This is a genomic window from Aureibaculum luteum (genome assembly GCF_003449015.1).
Lineage (GTDB): Bacteria > Bacteroidota > Bacteroidia > Flavobacteriales > Flavobacteriaceae > Aureibaculum > Aureibaculum luteum.
Genome location: NZ_QRGD01000001.1, coordinates 1173749 through 1191638, shown reverse-complemented (window position 1 = coordinate 1191638; position 17890 = coordinate 1173749). Strand labels below are relative to the sequence as shown.

Genomic DNA, 17890 nt, shown 5'->3' with positions numbered 1-17890 from the left:
AATTAAACTATAATTTTTGCAGTAAATCCATTATTAATTTGTGATTCAAAAGTAATAGTTCCGTTTACTTGTTTAATACGGTTTTCCGCATTTTGCAAACCACCTTTCTTTTTTACAATACAGCCTACCCCATCATCTTTATACTCAATAATAATTCTGTTTCTTAGTTTACTAAAATGCAATACAGCATTAGAAGCCTTACTATGCTTCTTCATGTTGGTCATCAATTCTTGCAACACTCTATATATGGCTGTTTTCTTTAAATCAGAAACACTGCCCCAATTTATTTTGTTCATATTTCTTGTTATGACATTTACTTTTGTATCCTCATAACTTAATAACAAATCATTTAATAATGATTCAAAATTCTCTGTAAAATCAATAGTACTATTCTCTTTAGATATTTCTCTTGTTTTGCTGTAAATGTCTTCTAAATCATCTAAAATCTCTTCTTTTGTATTCGAATCATCTTGTAACTTGATCATTGCGTGGTATATTTCATTAGCAACTTCATCATGTACCTTTTTTGAAATACGGGTTTCCGTTTTATATATCTGTTCAATTTTATTCTTTTTATATTTTGACCTTAAGATAAAATATAAAAAAATAGCTCCCAAAAAGATAAAAATCCCAATTGCTTGATACCATAATTTCAATCGTTTTTCTTTTTCTTCTTTTAGTTTATTTTCATTTGCTCTTTTCGTTTCGTTTCCTAAATCATATATTATTGACGCATATCCATTCTTCTGAGTCAGCCTCACTTTTGAAATACTATCAGTTATTCTTTTAAATTCAATAATTTCAGGGTTATCATTTAAATCCATCAAAAAAGACAATGCACTTTCTTTCTTTGTTAAACTTTTACTAGTATTGGCAATATCTAATGCCTTTTTAGCATAAAATAAGGCATTGTTTTTCTGATTCCTGTCTTTATAATATTCTGTTAAATGTAGGTAGCTAGTAAAAACACCTGTTACGTAGCCAAGATCTTCTCTTATCTTTAAACCTTCTTTAATATTTGATAAGGCAACTGGATAGTTTAATTTTGATTGTACCAAACCCAAATTATCCAAAGCTCTTGCTATTGATTTTTTATTATTATTCAATAAACTTTGTTTATAAATTTTATTGAATTCAATGATGGCCAAATCATACTTTTTTTGTTCATAATAGGCAAATGCTCTATTATTCAAAATAGTTGTAATTTGACTTTGTGTTTGGGCAATATCTAATACATTATTATAGAATTCTATTGCTTTATCATATAGTTCAAGGTTTCGGTAAATTTTACCTAAATGATTAAATAGCCCTACTTTTGCTTCTACAATTATTGAATCACTAGCTTTTACTTGGTCTAACAATTTCAGTGCTTCAACAGATGAGTTTTCACTTTCATTTAAAAATCCTATTTTGTTTTGAATAATAGCAATTAACCTTAAATCATTTATTGCCTTTAAAGTATCTTTTTCTATTAGACTTTGATTTTTTTGGTTATTATAAAAAACAAAAGCTGAAGTTAAATCAGTATTTTTTTTAGGATTAAAAATTAAAGAATAGTAATAATATGAACTATCAATAGATTGTTGAGCAGGAACATCTTCAATGCAGGAAAAGGTAGTAATACATAAATAAAAAAAGAGGAATGAAGTTTTCATTTTTTTCATTCCTCTAAAATACTAACTAATTTTTAGTTAACCATTAATTTTCGATAGGGGTTGTTGGTGGAGGTGGTGGTGGAGGTGGTGGAATGTCACCTTCTTCGTCACAACACTCTTCGGCAATCTCCAAATTTTCAGGGTCAGTATCCGATAAAACATCATCTGATGAACATGAGAATAAAAATATATTGAGGAAAACCATAACCATAATTAAAACTATTTTTTTCATTTTGTGTTAATTTTAAATTGAACAAAAGTGTTGCTGTCCGAGTTTTTACTCAGAGTTTATTGTTACCCAACAACACGTTAAATACTGAAGAGAGCTCTCTCTTTTTGGGAAGTATGGAGTCTAGAAACAGAGAAGTATAATTACTTCCCAATGATTATATTACGCTGCCTCATGGCTCCCATTTTTTAAATTGATTTAATTCGCAAGCCTTATTACGAGTAAGGCATTTAATCAATTCAAGAGCAAATGAAAAAATAATAGTCTGGAAAGTTTGGAAAGTGAATGGAAACTATTTGGAAACCTTTTTCCAAAAAATTTCCAAAGTAATTTGTAATTTTAACGTTCTATTAATTAACCCATTAATGCATAGAGATCTAATCCTTAAAGCTTTTAAAAAAGCTGAAGAAAACGAAAAAAAAAGAGATGGTAAAACACCATCAAATACAAGTATTGCCAAATTATTATCAAACTTCATTGAGGAAAAAGAGCAATTCCAATTTGGAGAAAGAAGATTTCGAGATTACTATAATTTAGCTATAAAAAAGGGGGGTAATGATGTTAGTATTATGCAACAAAAAGTTATTCTTGGATTATGTAAATATTTGGGATATAAAGACTATCATCATTTTTTAAAAGAAAACTCACCTGAAAAGAAATACCACAACAATTTTATTTCAAATATTAATAAAAATAAAACTACAATAGGATCAATAATTATTGTCTTACTAATTAGTTATTTTGGATATGAGCTTACAAAAAAAGATTGCATGGTTTGGATAGAAAACAATCATTTTGAGAGAATTAAATGTGAATATGAAAGTGAAATCAAATCTATTCAATATAATAAAGTAATCTTTGATAATTTTAAAAGAGTTGAACCTGATTGTAATTACCATTTTTTTAAACCAGATGGAAGTGAAAATTTATGGTATGGTAAATCAATAAAAGGAGAATTAGAATTTTTTACTTATCATGGCTTACATCCAACAACTGGTAAAACCCTTGATCCAATAACTCAGTATATGATTGATAAACATATTTGCAATAAGTAAATTGGTTAATTATATAGTATTGTGAGATAAATAAAAGTAAGTAATTCCGAGAGTAATAAACTTGGAAATGACCTTCTTTTTATATTGGTAAATTATTATTTTAAAAATCACACTGTTTCAACAAAAAAGCAGACGATCGTCTGCTTTTTAAGTATCATTTAAAACTTCTAAACTAAATTTTTATAAAACATCCAACAGCCCTGGTTTTGGTAACTTCTATTGTTGTTGCCAGATCACAAAGTATCTTCGGTATTTTCTAAATCAACTCAAAAGACTTTGGATAAACTTGAAATATTTTGAGAAAACCTGTATAATTGATATGCTCTTTATATAGAATCATAGCTATTTCTTGATTTTTAATACCTGATAAAAATCATAAAAAACATTCCTTTATAGACCTAACTTAGTACACTATTTAATATAAATCAAATGGCTAAAACTAAAAAAATGTGGGGACTAAAAGACAGCGTAGCCCTGATGAGAATATTTATTGGCTGGCACTTTTTATATGAAGGGATTATAAAACTATATAATCCTGATTGGACATCTTTCGGTTATCTAGCCTCTGCACAAGGGCCTTTAAAATCAGTGTTTACCGCTCTTACTAGCGAAGGAGTCGTCGGTTGGGTTGATGGCTTAAATATGGCTGCCCTTATAGTGGTAGGTCTCACTTTGACGCTCGGTATTTTTGAGAAACTAGGAGCAATTGTTGGTATTGGTCTATTGGCACTATATTATTTGGCACATCCTCCTTTTCCTTGGTTAATGCAAGTAAACGTTGAAGGAAGCTATTGGTTTATAAACAAAAACTTAATTGAGCTTGTTGCCTGTATTATAATTTATCAATTACCAACTGGCAACTACTTTGGATTGAGACGTGTTTTTAATAAAAATAAAGAAGAAATTAAAATAGAAAATTTATGAAATGGACTAGACGAGACATGATAAAAGGCTTAGCAGGTTTACCAATTGTTGGTGGAATTTGGTGGGCAGGAGCTTCAAAGGGTCTTATGACCAATAAAGAACGTTCAGAAATATTGGAACAATTAAATATAAAACCCTCTTTGTCTTCAGCATTACCTTCAATTGGTGGCAAACCGATTAGAGTTGGTATTGTCGGTTTTGGTATCCGTGGAGAACAACTTTGTAAATCATTAGGTTTTGCAACCAAAGAATGGCTTCAAAATATGGAAAAGGCCGTAGAAAAAAACCCTAAGCACACTGCATTAAAAGATTTTCAAGCTCAGGATAAATTAAATATAAATTTGGTAGCTGTTTGTGATGCTTTTGATGTTAGGGCAGAGAATGTTATTGCCTCTTTTTCTACAAAAGAAAATACTGTAAAACGTTATAAAACACATCAAGAAATGATTCGTAGTGGTAATGTAGATGCTATTATTATTGCTACACCAGACCATTGGCACGCACCAATGGCAATTGATGCATTAGAAAATGGTGTTCATGTATATGTTGAAAAACCAATGACACACACAATAGAAGAAACTTATAGACTCAGAGAAGCTGCCGAAAAGTCAAGTGCTCTACTAATGGTTGGCCATCAACACAGACAAACATTAAGTTTTAAAACAGCACAAGACATTGTTAAAAAAGGCACATTAGGGCATGTGTCTATGATTCAAACAAATACGAATAGAAATGATGATAATGGAGCTTGGAACTATAGTATTCATGAAGAAGCAAACGAACAAACTATAGATTGGGACCTTTTTTTAGGTTCTGCTCCAAAAGTTCCATTTAATAAAAATCATTTTTTTAGATGGAGAAAATGGTGGGCTTACGGTTCTGGTTTGTCGGGTGATTTACTTACACATGACTATGATCGGCTTAACTGTGTTATGAACATGGGTATCCCAGATTCTATTACAGCTTCTGGAGGTATTTATACACATATTGATGGACGTAATGTGCCTGATGTTTTACAAGTGAATATGGAGTTTCCGAATTTTAGTACTGGTAGTAGTCAGGAAAAAGGAAAAGAAAAAGGAATGACCTTTATTTACAGTGCTACACTGGGTAACGGATTTAGCCGTCCAACATTACTTATGGGACATGACGCTACCATGGAACTTGGTAATAAATTGACTATTTGGCCCGATAGTCGTTCAACTAAATACGAGACTATGCTTAAATCGAATAAAATGAGACCTTCTAATCCGATTTTTCAATACGATCCGGGAGCAAATATTCCTGATGCAATTTCCTCTGCGACTTCTCAATATTTTGCTGATAAAGGATTAATGTGGACCTATATTAATGGATCCAGAGTAGATTCGACTTTTTTACATTTACGTGAATGGTTAAGTGGTATTAAAAATGGAGGGGAATTGAGCTGTGGAATAAAAGAAGGATTTGAAGAGGCAATTTCCGCTCACATGACCGGGCTTTCCTATAAGTTAGGAAGAAGAATTGATTGGGATTCTTCTAATCAAGTAATTAAACCAATAGAAGGTATTAATTTTGATGAAGTTTTACTTTCTAATGCATAAAAAATGCTGTCATAAATAAAAAGGATACTATTTATGGCAGCATATATACACCATGATTTTATAGAACACCAATAGCTTTGGTTTTTGTTATTTTAATTTCTTTACCTGACAATAATGAATCAAAAGTATTTTCTAAATACTTATTCTTTACTTTTTTAGTATAAATAGCTATTACTGGAAAAATTTTCCATTTTTAAATTAAGCAGGTTTTGTTGTTTTAAGACATCTGACTTGCAAAGGCAGGTAGTTGCAAGTGCAATTACTGCACTTGATAAATAACGAACTGTGTCTTCTAATTTAGTTCCCATTTTGCAATTAACTTAAGTCTCACTTCTTTATATATCTGTAAATTAGTTCCTTAAGAAATTATAAAACAAATACACTGTATAGTCACACTAAAATATATCGATAAAACTCCATATTATTAAACAATAAGCATTTTATTTGTTTCAAAATCAATTTTAATGTTTGCATCAGATAATTGGGTAACTTATATGTGGCTTTTATTAGCCGTTTACGCCTGTGTAATTTTATATTTTGTTATTAGAGGAGCTAGAAAAACTACAAATATTGCCGACTATGCCGTGGGAACGATTGGGTTTCCATCATGGGTGGTTGGTTTATCATTAGCCGCTTCTATGACAAGTGCAGCAACTTTTATTATTAACCCTGGATTTATAGCTCTCTACGGACTTTCAGGTGTACTTTCCTTTGGTATTATTTTACCCATAGCTGCTTTTATTTCACTAATTGTACTTACAAAAGGCTTTGCAAAATATGGTAGCACCGTTAAAGCTACCACCATGGCTCAATGGATGGGGCAACGCTATCAAAATAAGAATTATGCTTTTTTCTTTGGTGTAATTGCACTTTTATTAATTACGTTTATTGTCTTAATTAATGTAGGACTAACGCAGGTCATCGCAAAATCTTTAAACCTAGAACCTTTTTATGTACTCATGGGCATTACGGTATTTGTATTTGGTTATATGATGTTTGGTGGGGCCAACTCCATGGTATATACCAATACCATACAAGCTATTATCATGTTTATTGTAGCATTAATTTTAATTGGATCTGGTTACGAATTTATGGACGGCGGCATTTCTGGTTTTTTGGATAAACTAAACGACATAGACCCCAATTTAACAAAGCCTACCAACGAAACCAGCTTTCTATTCCGTGATTATTTTGAAATTATTGCAGCTCAAATTGTAATAGGCGTCGCTGTTGTTTGCCAACCCCATATCATTACAAAATCGTTATTATTAAAAGATCCTAAAAAAGTAAACACCTATTTGTTTAGTGGTATCTCATTTATGATTGTTTTCTTTTTGGTTGTGGTCGTTGGTTTATATGCACGCATCAGTTTTCCTGATTTCACCGTAAATGGCGAAAAACTAAAAATGGATGAAATTATTCCTGCTTATGTAGTTACAAAATTTTCAGTTGTAACGGGGTTGATAATTGTAGTCGGATTAATTTCTGCAGGATTATCAACATTAGAAAGCCTTATACAATCCTTATCAATAACGATAACTTCTGATATATTACAACCCATTTTTAAAAATAAAGTAAGTAAAAACACCTTTGTCATAAACAAAATAGTGATCGTTATATTAGCAATAGTAAGTTTCTTATTAAGTTGGCACCAAATTAAATATCCCAATGTAAGTGTTGCAATTTTTGCTCAAAATGGGGTTTATGCCTATTTTGCGGCAGCATTTGTACCTGTGTTATTTGGTATCTTTTTAAAAGATGTTTCCATAAAAGTAGTTTTTATAGCTAGTATTACCGCTTTAGTAGTCCATTTTGGAATTTATTACGGCAGAATAACACCATATATGCAAGAGCCTGTAAATAACCCAGGAGTTTCGGCCGCTATTGCAATTGTAACATCTTTACTTGTAGGATTGGTATTGTACAAATTCACAAACAATTCAAAACTAAAAACGTCATAATAATTTGGATACTTTTGATTGGATAGCAAAATGGGCAGATTATACGCCAGATAAGACAGCGTTAACCTCTTATGATAGTAACGAGAATTATAGCTATGCCTCATTAGATACCTTCGCTAACAGGTTAACGGATAAGTTTATCACATTAGGACTGGAAGAAGGAGATAGAATTGCAGTTTTAGCCCAACACTCTTTAGAATATATTGTTCTATTTGCTGCTTGTCAGCGAATGGGAGTAATCTTAGTACCTCTTAACTATCGTCTCTCACAAAAAGAAATAACAAAATTAATTGTCGATTGTATTCCGAAATTATTAATCTATCATCCAGATTATAAAGAAAAAATAGATCCCGAAGCAGTTCATAATATCAAGACTTTAACACCTGAATTAGTAAAGTATCACTATAAAAATCCAATCCCTATTTCGAATAAAAAATATATAATAAAGGAAGATAACCCTCTTTTTATATTTTACACCTCAGGTACTACTGGTAGTCCACAAGGTGTTATTTACACCAACAAAATGATGTTCTGGAATAGCCTGAACACGTCAATGCAATTGGGAATTACGTTTAAAGATTCAACATTAAATATTCTACCACCTTACCACACTTCAGGATGGAATATTTTTATAACACCCTTATTACATAAAGGAGCACATATTGGTATGCTTGATAAGTTTGATGCTGAAAAAGCATTATGTTTATTAGCCTTAAATGAAACCTCTTTATTTATGGCATTACCAACCATGCTTCTAATGATGCAACAAACCAAAGTGTTTAAAGAAGTTGACTTAAGTAATTTACGATATATTATTTCTGGCGGTGAGGAGGTTTCACAAGAGATAATTAACTATTGGTATGAAGAAAAAAAAGTATACATAAGACCAGGTTATGGATTGACTGAAGCTGGTCCAAGTATCACTTCTTTGCACCATGAAATGGCAAAATTAAAACCTAATTCCATTGGGAAATCAAATTTTTACCTCAATATAAAAATCATTAATCACTTAGGGAAAACTGTAAAAACCAATGAAATTGGCGAACTATGTATAAAAGGTGAAGTTGTGAGTCCTGGTTATTGGAACAACTCGGTAAAAACCAAAAATAAAATTAAAAATGGCTGGTTACATACTGGTGACATGGCATATAAAGACCAAGAAGGATACTTATTTTTAAAAGGCCGCAAAGATGATATGTATATCTCTGGTGGCGAAAATATCTATCCTCAAGAAATTCAAACAGTAATTGAACAGTTTAATGGTATTGATAAGGCGATTGTATTAAGTACAAAAGATGAAAAGTGGGGCCGTTGCGGCATTGCCTTTGTTACTACTAATGACAAAAGCATTGTAATTAAAGACATTCGTACTTTTTTAGACAAAAACTTAGTTGGTTTTAAACATCCTAAATATATATTTTTAATGGATAAAATACCCATTACTGGTTTAGGAAAAGTTTCTAGAAAAAGATTAATGATTTACTTTAATTCGTTAAAATCAAAAAAATGATAAAAAAAATAGCTCTTATATTTTTGTTCTGCATTAACGCGATATTATTTGCACAAAACACACCAAAACTTATGAAAAATATCGTTTCTGAATATACATATCCGGCAAAATCAATAACCATTGATAGTATAGAAATTAGCTATATAATGGAAGGTAAAGGTGCAACCACATTGTTGTTTTTACACGGCTTGAGTAGCAATGCTGATGCTTGGTCGAAAAATATTGAAATGCTAAAAAACAACTATACCTGTTTAGCCTTAGATTTACCAGGTTACGGAAAGTCTTCAATGCTTAACGTTGATTATACACCTTCCTATTTTGCTTCAATTACACATCAACTAATTAAAAAATTAGAGTTAAAAAATGTTGTGCTTATTGGACACTCAATGGGTGGACAAGCATCTATTAAGTTAGCAACCACCTATCCCAAAGACATTCAAAAATTAATACTTATTGCCCCTGCAGGGTTAGAAACTTTTAAAAAAGAACAAGCCAACTTTATGAAAACGGCTTACACGGCAGCTACCGTAAAAAACACTTCTGACGAACAAATTGTAAATAATTATGCATTAAATTTTTTCAAATTGCCCGAAGATGCTCAAAAAATGATTGATGACCGTAAACATATTAAAAATGCATCTAATTTTGATGCCCATTGTGAAGCTATTATTAAAAGCATTGCAGGTATGTTAGACGAACCTGTTTTTAATCAATTAAAGGATATAAAACAAAATACCCTAGTTATTTTTGGTAAGGAAGATAAATTGATACCCAACCGTTATTTTAATCCGACGTTAAGCACTGAAAAGGTGGGAAATATTGCCAAAGAACAAATTAAAAATGTTCAAGTGGAGTACATCCCTGAAAGTGGTCATTTCGTTCAGTTTGAAAAACCAAATCAAGTAAATTTATTGATAAAACAGTTTGTTGAATCAAAAGAATAAAACGTTTGAAAACTAAACTAAAAAAATTTACCGATTTTAGTCAGCACATTCTTCCGCATGAAGCGACTTATTTATCAGCCTTTCATCAATTTAAAGACCCTGAAAAAACACAAATAATAGCATTGGTAATTACCAATGCCTTGTCGGAAAATAATCCATTAGCGTTTAATCAAAGTATTGATAAGCGAAAATACTCTTATATCAAGAAGTGGATTAACAACAAACTCACCTCCATCGATGTTGATATTATTATAAATTGGATTATGCTTTTAAAAAATAAAGTATTGACCGATGCTATTACTGCAACGGAAGAAAAATATTTTTTACAATACATAATTCAATATAAGAAAGTGGATTATAATTTTCAGAATTTATATGAGTTGGTAAAGGATTATAAACCCTATTTACTCGTTAGAATGCGGTATAATGATCATCAAATTGTGGCCGATTTTCTTAAAAATTACGAGCACCATTATACTACATCCACAAGAATTGATTCAAAATTATACAACGCCACCACCGATATTACCAACCAATATAGCCTCAATAACAATGAACCAAAATTTTGGGAAAAATGGTTGTTAAAAATTTTTCAAACCACAGAAATTGATGGTAAAAATAGATATCAAGCTTTTGTTTTATTAGCATTTATGTATACCAATTATAATGAGAGTGAAAAACTAAAAAAAATATTTGATCAAATAGATGTGTTTTTTGGGATGGGGCAAATGTATTCGAGAAGGATATTATCTAATTATTACGCCAGTCGTGTTTTAATGCACTCTAGAAAAGATGAATTGAAAAAAGCGGAGTATTACGCATTTCTCTCTATACGTCAAGAAAATAATGACACCTTAATGTACCTTAATAATCTGGTATCTATTCTGCTTAAAAACAGTAAACCAAAAAAAGCGAATGTACTAATGGCAGAATACATTAATCTTTTCAATGAAACCCATAACTATCATCAAAAACTAGGTTATGCTTCTAATCAAATTCGAATTCTAACCGAACTTAATAAGTTAGCTGAAGCAGATAACTACGCCAAAAAAATAATTAAAAAATACAAATCTAAAATCATTGAACACCGTTGGCATCATTTCTTTACATCATATATAAACGTGCTGGTTATTGAAGAAAAATATGATGAAGTTTTAAAAATTACAAGTAAATTTAATCTCATAGCCAAAGAAAAGGAACGAAAGAAAAAAGGGAATTATGTACCCAATATATCCTGGAGTATATCGCTATCTAGATATATGGAAGGTAAAATTAATGCCACTAAATTATTGGAAGAAATTAAAGAGCCTATAAGCGATAAGCAACACACCTTAAATCAAAAACAACACATGATTAAAGTTATAGATAAACTTTCAAAAAATCTTCCTGAAGCATTTTTACAATTAAAGTCCTACCTTTAACTTATCGTTTAAATGACCTCATTATCAATAATATATACAATTTAATTTAACACTAACTAGTAATAGTCGCACTTAGTTTGACTAGAATAAACTTGATGATAATTATTTTTTCATAATAGATTGCACACCTAATTTAACTCAAACGACACTATATTATGAAAAAACTGTTTCTTCTTTTAACTATATTTTCTTTTGCAATTTTGCATGCTCAAGATACCGGAAGTATTCAAGGTATTATTACCGATGATGCCGGACAACCTTTGCCATCTGCTTCTGTTAGCATTAACAGTATTAGCAAAGGCGTTGTTACTGATTTTGATGGAAATTATCTTTTAGAAAATATTCCTGTAGGCAGTTATAATGTAACTTTCTCATTTTTGGGATTACAATCAATTACACAGCGTGTTTCAGTTGAAGCTGGCAAAATTACTAAAGTAGATATTTCTCTAAATTCATCGGACAACATTTTAAATGAAGTGGTTGTAACTGCAGGTAAAAAACCTCAAAAAATTACGGATGTTCCGGCTACTGTCAACGTAATTAGAGCACAAGACATTCAAGAATTTGCTAGTTTTAATATTGGCGAATTGGCCGCAAGACAAAAAGGTGTGGATTTTGTTCGAAGTGGAGTTTTAGGTACTGGAATTAACATTAGAGGTTTTAACTCTGCATTTAATTCTAAAAATCTTCAAATTACTGATGATAGAGTTTCTACATTGGTAGCTACCGGCTTACCTTTTGGTACTTTTTCTACCGTTACAAAAGATGACGTAGAACGTGTTGAAATTCTTTTAGGTCCTAACGGTACACTATATGGTCCTAATGCCCATAACGGATTGGTAAGCACTATTACGAAAAACCCTTTTACATCTGAAGGAACAACTTTTGCTGTTGGTGTTGGTAACCAAAAAGTATTTACTGCCAGATTAAGACACGCACAAGCCATTAGTGACAAATTTGCCTATAAACTGCATTTTGAAAAATCTACTGGTGAAGAGTTTGATTATACAGATAGCGTTTATGTTGGTGATAAAGGATATAAAGAATTAGGAAAAGACAATGATTTTGACAGTGAAAAATACGGTGCGTCCTTGCATTTTAAACCTGGTAAAGCATCTGAAATTATTGGTTATTATGGCCATAGTAATAATAGTAATATTGGGGTAACCAATGCTGGGCGTAATAAAATTAAAGATTGGAGCATAGATATTGCCCAATTAAAATTTGTATCGACTAACTTTTTCTTTAATACTTATTATACTTGGAGTAAAACGGAAGATACCTATGCCATGAACCAAAGAACACAAAATTATGTATCATTTAAGGATAATGGTTTTAGTGAAGAAGAAGCTTTGAGAAGGTCTTATACCGAACAATGGAATCAAGCTTTTGGCATCGCCTTACCTCGAGGTGCCGTTTTTGAAGATGCATCAAAAAGGTTTAATGCAGAAGGCCAATACAATAATAATTGGGGTGAGTTTTATTTGACATTAGGAGCTCAATATCAATTAGATATGGCAGATTCTAATGGTACTTATCTCTTAGATCAAAATGGTATCGACATCGATCAAAAAGGAGTTTATACACAATTGGAATATAAATTAGCCGAATCTGGATGGAACTTTCTATTTGGAGCAAGAGTTGACAATCATGAATTATATGGCTCAAACTTTATTCCAAAATTTGCAATCAGCAAGGTAATGGATAAAGGTACTTTTAGAGCAACTTACGGTAAAGGTATTGCTGTACCGTCTATTTTAAATTTAAAAGGAAATCTTTTTGGTGGATTGCTAATCGGTAATGGTGAAGGATTTACTTTAACCGACGGTACTAAAATCCAAAAATTAGATGTTGAAACTATAGACTCTTATGAAGTCGGTTATAAAGGGCAATTAACTGATAAATTGTTTATTGATGCTAATGCTTATTATAATAAATCTAAAAACTTTATTAGCCCGTTACGCAATATTGCTGATGCCGCAAATGGTAATTATGTAACTCACGTTGGAGATGAAAAATTTGAAGATGCAGTTCCAGGAGCCACTGGGCCGTCTGCTTTCTTACTGACTTATTTAAACTTCGGTAAAGTAGATACTTATGGTATTGATATCGGATTGAATTATTACCATACTGATGCCTTTAGAACTTCTCTAAACTATTCTTATTTTGGTCGTGATTTAGACAAAAGCGATATGGATAATGACGGTAATTTAGATGGTGTAGTATTAGACACGGAATTACCAATAAATACACCAACCAACAAATTAAGTATTGGATTACACTATAATAAAAATAAGTTCTATGGAACACTTTATGGTCGTTGGGTAGAAAAATATGACTTCTTTTCTGGGATAAACATTGCAGCAAAAACACAAGATTTAGATGGAGATGGCACCAACGATGTTTTTGCAAATGCCAAGAACGGAAGAACATGGAACTACGGTCAATTAGGGGGCTTAACTATTGATGCCAATGCTGGTTATTATATTACGGATAAATTTACAGTAGGTGCTAGTATTACAAACTTGTTTAATGCTAAAAACCGAGAGTTTGTAGCTTCGCCAATAATTGGTACTTTATATTCTGTTGAGTTAAAATATACAGTAGATTTCTTTAAGAAAAAATAATATTCAATGCCAAAAATAAACCTCAGCAATATAACACTGAACTACGAGGATAAAGGAAAGGGCAAGGTCTTACTTTTCCTTCACGGGCTCGGATCATCTATAAAAGATTGGGACTTTCAAGTTCCTTTCTTTTCTAAAAACTTTCGTGTGATCACAGTCGATCTAAGAGGTCACGGAGACTCGGTAATGAAAGACAATAATTTTGGTGTTGACTACATGGTCAATGATATTAAAGAATTTTTAGACGCTCTAAAAATTGATAAAGTCACTTTTATAGGTTTTTCTATGGGCGGAGCAATAGCTTTTCAATTTGCCTATTCTTATCCGGAAAAAATTGACAAAATGGTTATCGTCAATAGTGGACCTGATTTTAATGATATGGGAAAAATTGGAGAAAATTTGCTCAAAAATAGAACTGAATTCCTAAAGACAAATGGTTTGGGTCCATTAGCAAAAGAAATTGCTTTTAATATGTTTCCTGAATCTCATCAACTGAATTTAAGGACCGAGTTTGAAGCCCGTTGCAAAAAAAATGATTTTGATAATTATTATCAATCTTTCGTAACACTAATGGATTGGGGCATGGGTAACAAAATAAAAGATATAGAGGCGGAAACACTTGTAATTGCTTCTGATATGGATTATACTCCAGTAGCATTTAAAGAGGAATATGTAAAAAAATTACAAAATGCTTCTCTTAAAGTAATCAAGAACTCGAGACATGGAGTTGTACTCGACCAACCTGATGCATTTAATAAGGCATTATTTACATTTTTAAGTCATGAATAAGACCGTTTTAATTACCGGAAGTACAAGTGGTATCGGTTTGGGTATTGCTACGCAATTTGCAGAAAAAGGATACAATGTAATGTTTAATGGTTTAGAAGCCAATGGTGCTGTAATTGCTAAAAATATTGCTGCAAAGTATCGTGTTAAAACTTCGTTTTCTAATGCTAACTTATTAGATAAAAACCAAATTGAAGACTTGGTTAAGGAAACCATTAAAACTTTTGGTTCTTTAGAAGTATTGATAAATAATGCGGGTATCCAACATGTTTCTCCCATAGAAGCGTTTTCATCAGAAAAGTATGAAAATATTATTGCCATTAATATGAACTCCGCTTTTTATGCGTCTAAAGCAGCTTGGAAACAAATGAAAGCTCAAAAATTTGGTAGAATTATTAATATAGCCTCGGTTCATGGATTAAGAGCCTCTGAATTTAAGGTGGCTTATGTTACTGCCAAACATGGAGTAATAGGCATGACTAAAGTATTAGCTTTAGAAGGAGCTCCTTTTAATATAAATGCCAATGCTATCTGTCCAGGCTATGTTAAAACACCGTTGGTGGAAGGTCAGATAAAAGACCAAGCAATAGCTCATCAAATGACAGAAGATGAAGTGGTACAAAAAGTAATGCTAAAAAAACAAGCGGTTAAAGAGTTTGTACCCATATCAGTAATTGCAGAAACGGCTCTTTTATTAGCAGGAGAAGCATCAGCGACAATAACAGGTACTACTTTTGCCTTAGATGGCGGCTGGAGTGCACAGTAAGTGTATTTAAAATAAAAAATGCCCGCTATGTAGCGGGCATTTTATGTTCATTAGATAAAACTTAGTTAACTACAAACTCAGCCATATTCTTAGTTGTAGAACTACCACCAATCCAAACATTAAAATCACCAGGCTCTACCTCCCATTTGTTATTTGCAGTATAAAATTGGAGTGTTTCGGTATCTATTGTAAAGTTTATTACTTTGCTTTCACCTGCTTTAAGCATTATTTTTTCAAATCCTTTTAGTTCTTTTATTGGACGTGTAAGGCTTCCTACTAAATCTCTAATATAAAGTTGAACAACCTCTTCACCATCTCTAGTACCATTATTGGTTACATTAACTGATACTTGTATTTCACCATCCTTAGCCATTTCTGCTTTATCTAAGCTCACATTGCCATAAGAAAAGTTAGTATAACTTAAGCCGTGTCCAAATGGATATAAAGCTACTTTAGGAGCATCGTTATAGCCAGAATAGGTTACTTGGGTACTCATAGGTCTTCCTGTGCTTTTTTGATTGTAATACAAAGGCTCTTGACCCACATTGTATGGAAAAGAAACAGGTAATTTTCCTGACGGATTATAATCACCAAATAAAACATCTGCTATAGCAAAACCCGACTGCGATCCTAAATGCCAACATTCTAAAATTGTAGGCACATTTTCTGCAGCCCAAGTAATATCCATTGGGCGACCATTCATAAGCACAATAACTACATTTTTATTAACGGCATAAACCGCTTCAAGTAACTCTTGTTGCAAGCCTGCAAAACCAATTTTTGTCTGGCTTCTTCCTTCTCCTGTTTGAAAGGCATTTTCACCAATGGCCAATAAAACAATGTCTGCCTTTTTTGCAGCATTAACAGCAGCTGAAATTCCTGATCTATCTGTTGTATTAAATTCCATAAGGTGTAAGAATTGATTTTCTCCGGGTGCAACCGTTTTTGATGTCAATTCGATACCTTTTTCGTAATAAATTTTAGTATCGTCACCGGCGGCAGCTTTTACACCTTCTAATAAAGAAACTGCAGAATTATATTTGCCTTTTCCTCGCCAGTTTCCTAATGGTGTGTCTTTATCATCAGCCAAAGGACCGATAACAGCAATGCTCTTTACAGATTTAGATAAAGGTAGCAATGCCGATTTTTTAGTTTTAACAGTATCGTTCTTTAATAAAACGATTGATTTTTTAGCTACATCACGAGCTATTTCTAAATGTTCTTTAGTATAAATTTCATTTTTTTCTCGTTCTTCATCACAATATTTATAAGGATCATCAAATAAACCTAATTGAAATTTTACGCGTAAAATTCGCTTTACGGCATCATCAATATCACTTAACTTTACTTTATTTTCTTCTAAAAGTTTCTCTAACTCAGCTTCGTAAGCATAAGACTCCATATCCATATCACTACCTGCATTTAAAGCAAGTTCAGCGGCATGTTTCTTATCTTTTGCATAGCCATGAGCAATCATTTCTGCAATTGAACCCCAGTCAGAAACCACAAACCCATTCCAAGCCCACTCGCCTTTTAATAGGTCTCTTTGTAATTTTTTGCTAGCTGTTGCCGGAATACCATCTATTTCATTAAAAGAATTCATGAAAGTGGCAACACCTGCCTCAGCAGCAGCTTTAAATGGAGGTAAAACAGCGTTATGCAATTCGTGTTCTCCAATATTTACAGTATTATAATCTCTACCCGCTTCTCCAAATCCGTAACCTGCGAAATGTTTCGCACAGGCGGCTATGGTATTATTTTTTGACAAATCGTCTCCTTGAAAACCATTGATTCTAGCCACACCTATTTTTGAACTTAAATACGGATCTTCACCTGCACCTTCCATTATGCGACCCCAACGAGCATCTCTAGAAACATCTACCATCGGAGCAAAGGTCCATTGTACACCTGCAGCAGAAGTTTCAATTGCTGCAACTTCAGCTGATTTACGAATTATCTCTAAATCCCAACTAGCACTTTCTCCCAAAGGAATAGGGAATATAGTTTCGTAACCATGAATTACATCATAACCAAAAATAAGAGGGATTTTTAATCGCGAATTATCCATTACTAATTTTTGTGCTTCACGAACTGCTTTTACAGACGTAACATTAAGCATTGAACCAACTTCACCTTTTTTTAATTTTTCTTCTTTGAATTTATTTCCTTCTGATGAAGCTGGACCTGTTACATCCCAACTAGCTGCATACTGAACCATTTGCCCAATTTTCTCATTCAAATTCATTAAGGCTAAAACAGAATCAACTTTCCGTTCAATATTCGCATCTTGATTTAAATCATTTTTAGTTGCTTTGGCATTACTACTAGTGTTATTACAACTCTGAAATATTAATATAGAGGGAAGGATAAGAAATAATAAATAAATTTTTTTCATGGTTTTAAAATTACTTGGATGTTTGGCTTAGTGG

At 32.1% G+C, this 17890-nt stretch carries 13 protein-coding genes; 10 read left to right on the top strand and 3 right to left on the bottom strand.

Annotated elements, in window-relative coordinates:
* Positions 1 to 2: 2 nt before the first annotated feature.
* Both D3P13_RS05155 and D3P13_RS05150 read right to left on the bottom strand, forming a co-directional pair.
* The gene (locus D3P13_RS05155) at positions 3 to 1655 is read right to left on the bottom strand and encodes a tetratricopeptide repeat-containing sensor histidine kinase (protein ID WP_198679959.1); all 1653 of its coding nucleotides are present in this window, start codon (positions 1653 to 1655) and stop codon (positions 3 to 5) included.
* A gap of 43 nt (positions 1656 to 1698) precedes the next feature.
* Complete coding sequence (locus D3P13_RS05150) at positions 1699 to 1887, bottom strand: hypothetical protein (RefSeq protein ID WP_117880197.1); 189 nt, start codon at positions 1885 to 1887, stop codon at positions 1699 to 1701.
* A gap of 362 nt (positions 1888 to 2249) precedes the next feature.
* On the opposite strand from D3P13_RS05150, the gene D3P13_RS05145 reads away from it, so the two are divergent.
* The 10 genes from D3P13_RS05145 (at position 2250) to D3P13_RS05100 (ending at position 15461) form a co-directional block, all read left to right on the top strand.
* Positions 2250 to 2939, top strand: a complete 690-nt coding sequence (locus D3P13_RS05145; RefSeq protein WP_117880196.1) for a hypothetical protein — start codon at positions 2250 to 2252, stop codon at positions 2937 to 2939.
* A gap of 429 nt (positions 2940 to 3368) precedes the next feature.
* Positions 3369 to 3863, top strand: a complete 495-nt coding sequence (locus tag D3P13_RS05140; protein WP_117880195.1) for a DoxX family membrane protein — start codon at positions 3369 to 3371, stop codon at positions 3861 to 3863.
* On the top strand, positions 3860 to 5446 hold the full coding sequence (locus D3P13_RS05135; protein WP_117880194.1) for a Gfo/Idh/MocA family protein: 1587 nt from the start codon (positions 3860 to 3862) through the stop codon (positions 5444 to 5446). The genes D3P13_RS05140 and D3P13_RS05135 overlap by 4 nt, the downstream gene beginning before the upstream one ends.
* Before the next feature lie 464 nt (positions 5447 to 5910).
* Positions 5911 to 7407, top strand: a complete 1497-nt coding sequence (locus D3P13_RS05130) for a sodium/pantothenate symporter (protein WP_117880193.1) — start codon at positions 5911 to 5913, stop codon at positions 7405 to 7407.
* A 4-nt stretch (positions 7408 to 7411) separates the two neighbouring features.
* A complete protein-coding gene (locus D3P13_RS05125) occupies positions 7412 to 8917 on the top strand; it encodes a class I adenylate-forming enzyme family protein (protein WP_117880192.1) in 1506 nt (501 codons plus the stop codon).
* Positions 8914 to 9861 carry an alpha/beta fold hydrolase gene (locus D3P13_RS05120; RefSeq protein WP_117880191.1) on the top strand — a complete coding sequence of 316 codons (948 nt, stop codon included), beginning with the start codon at positions 8914 to 8916 and terminating at the stop codon, positions 9859 to 9861. The genes D3P13_RS05125 and D3P13_RS05120 overlap by 4 nt, the downstream gene beginning before the upstream one ends.
* A gap of 5 nt (positions 9862 to 9866) precedes the next feature.
* Positions 9867 to 11282: a hypothetical protein gene (locus D3P13_RS05115; protein ID WP_117880190.1), complete on the top strand. Its 1416-nt coding sequence runs from the start codon at positions 9867 to 9869 to the stop codon at positions 11280 to 11282.
* 155 nt (positions 11283 to 11437) lie between these two features.
* Positions 11438 to 13909, top strand: coding sequence for a TonB-dependent receptor (locus tag D3P13_RS05110; RefSeq protein WP_117880189.1), 2472 nt, complete (start codon positions 11438 to 11440; stop codon positions 13907 to 13909).
* A 6-nt stretch (positions 13910 to 13915) separates the two neighbouring features.
* On the top strand, positions 13916 to 14698 hold the full coding sequence (locus D3P13_RS05105; protein ID WP_117880188.1) for an alpha/beta fold hydrolase: 783 nt from the start codon (positions 13916 to 13918) through the stop codon (positions 14696 to 14698).
* Positions 14691 to 15461 carry a 3-hydroxybutyrate dehydrogenase gene (locus tag D3P13_RS05100; protein ID WP_117880187.1) on the top strand — a complete coding sequence of 257 codons (771 nt, stop codon included), beginning with the start codon at positions 14691 to 14693 and terminating at the stop codon, positions 15459 to 15461. Before D3P13_RS05105 ends, D3P13_RS05100 begins: the two co-directional genes overlap by 8 nt.
* Before the next feature lie 61 nt (positions 15462 to 15522).
* Here D3P13_RS05100 and bglX read toward each other — a convergent pair whose 3' ends face one another.
* On the bottom strand, positions 15523 to 17856 hold the full coding sequence (gene bglX / locus D3P13_RS05095; RefSeq protein ID WP_117880186.1) for a beta-glucosidase BglX: 2334 nt from the start codon (positions 17854 to 17856) through the stop codon (positions 15523 to 15525).
* Positions 17857 to 17890 lie beyond the last annotated feature (34 nt).

Excerpts from the sequence above, each read along its gene's own strand:
- D3P13_RS05100 (WP_117880187.1), top strand. The coding sequence starts at position 14,691 with ATGAATAAGACCGTTTTAATTACCGGAAGTACAAGTGGTATCGGTTTG.
- D3P13_RS05110 (WP_117880189.1), top strand. The coding sequence starts at position 11,438 with ATGAAAAAACTGTTTCTTCTTTTAACTATATTTTCTTTTGCAATTTTG.
- D3P13_RS05120 (WP_117880191.1), top strand. The coding sequence starts at position 8,914 with ATGATAAAAAAAATAGCTCTTATATTTTTGTTCTGCATTAACGCGATA.
- D3P13_RS05145 (WP_117880196.1), top strand. The coding sequence starts at position 2,250 with ATGCATAGAGATCTAATCCTTAAAGCTTTTAAAAAAGCTGAAGAAAAC.
- D3P13_RS05140 (WP_117880195.1), top strand. The coding sequence starts at position 3,369 with ATGGCTAAAACTAAAAAAATGTGGGGACTAAAAGACAGCGTAGCCCTG.
- D3P13_RS05135 (WP_117880194.1), top strand. The coding sequence starts at position 3,860 with ATGAAATGGACTAGACGAGACATGATAAAAGGCTTAGCAGGTTTACCA.
- D3P13_RS05105 (WP_117880188.1), top strand. The coding sequence starts at position 13,916 with ATGCCAAAAATAAACCTCAGCAATATAACACTGAACTACGAGGATAAA.
- D3P13_RS05155 (WP_198679959.1), bottom strand. The coding sequence starts at position 1,655 with ATGAAAACTTCATTCCTCTTTTTTTATTTATGTATTACTACCTTTTCC.
- D3P13_RS05150 (WP_117880197.1), bottom strand. The coding sequence starts at position 1,887 with ATGAAAAAAATAGTTTTAATTATGGTTATGGTTTTCCTCAATATATTT.
- bglX (WP_117880186.1), bottom strand. The coding sequence starts at position 17,856 with ATGAAAAAAATTTATTTATTATTTCTTATCCTTCCCTCTATATTAATA.
- D3P13_RS05130 (WP_117880193.1), top strand. The coding sequence starts at position 5,911 with ATGTTTGCATCAGATAATTGGGTAACTTATATGTGGCTTTTATTAGCC.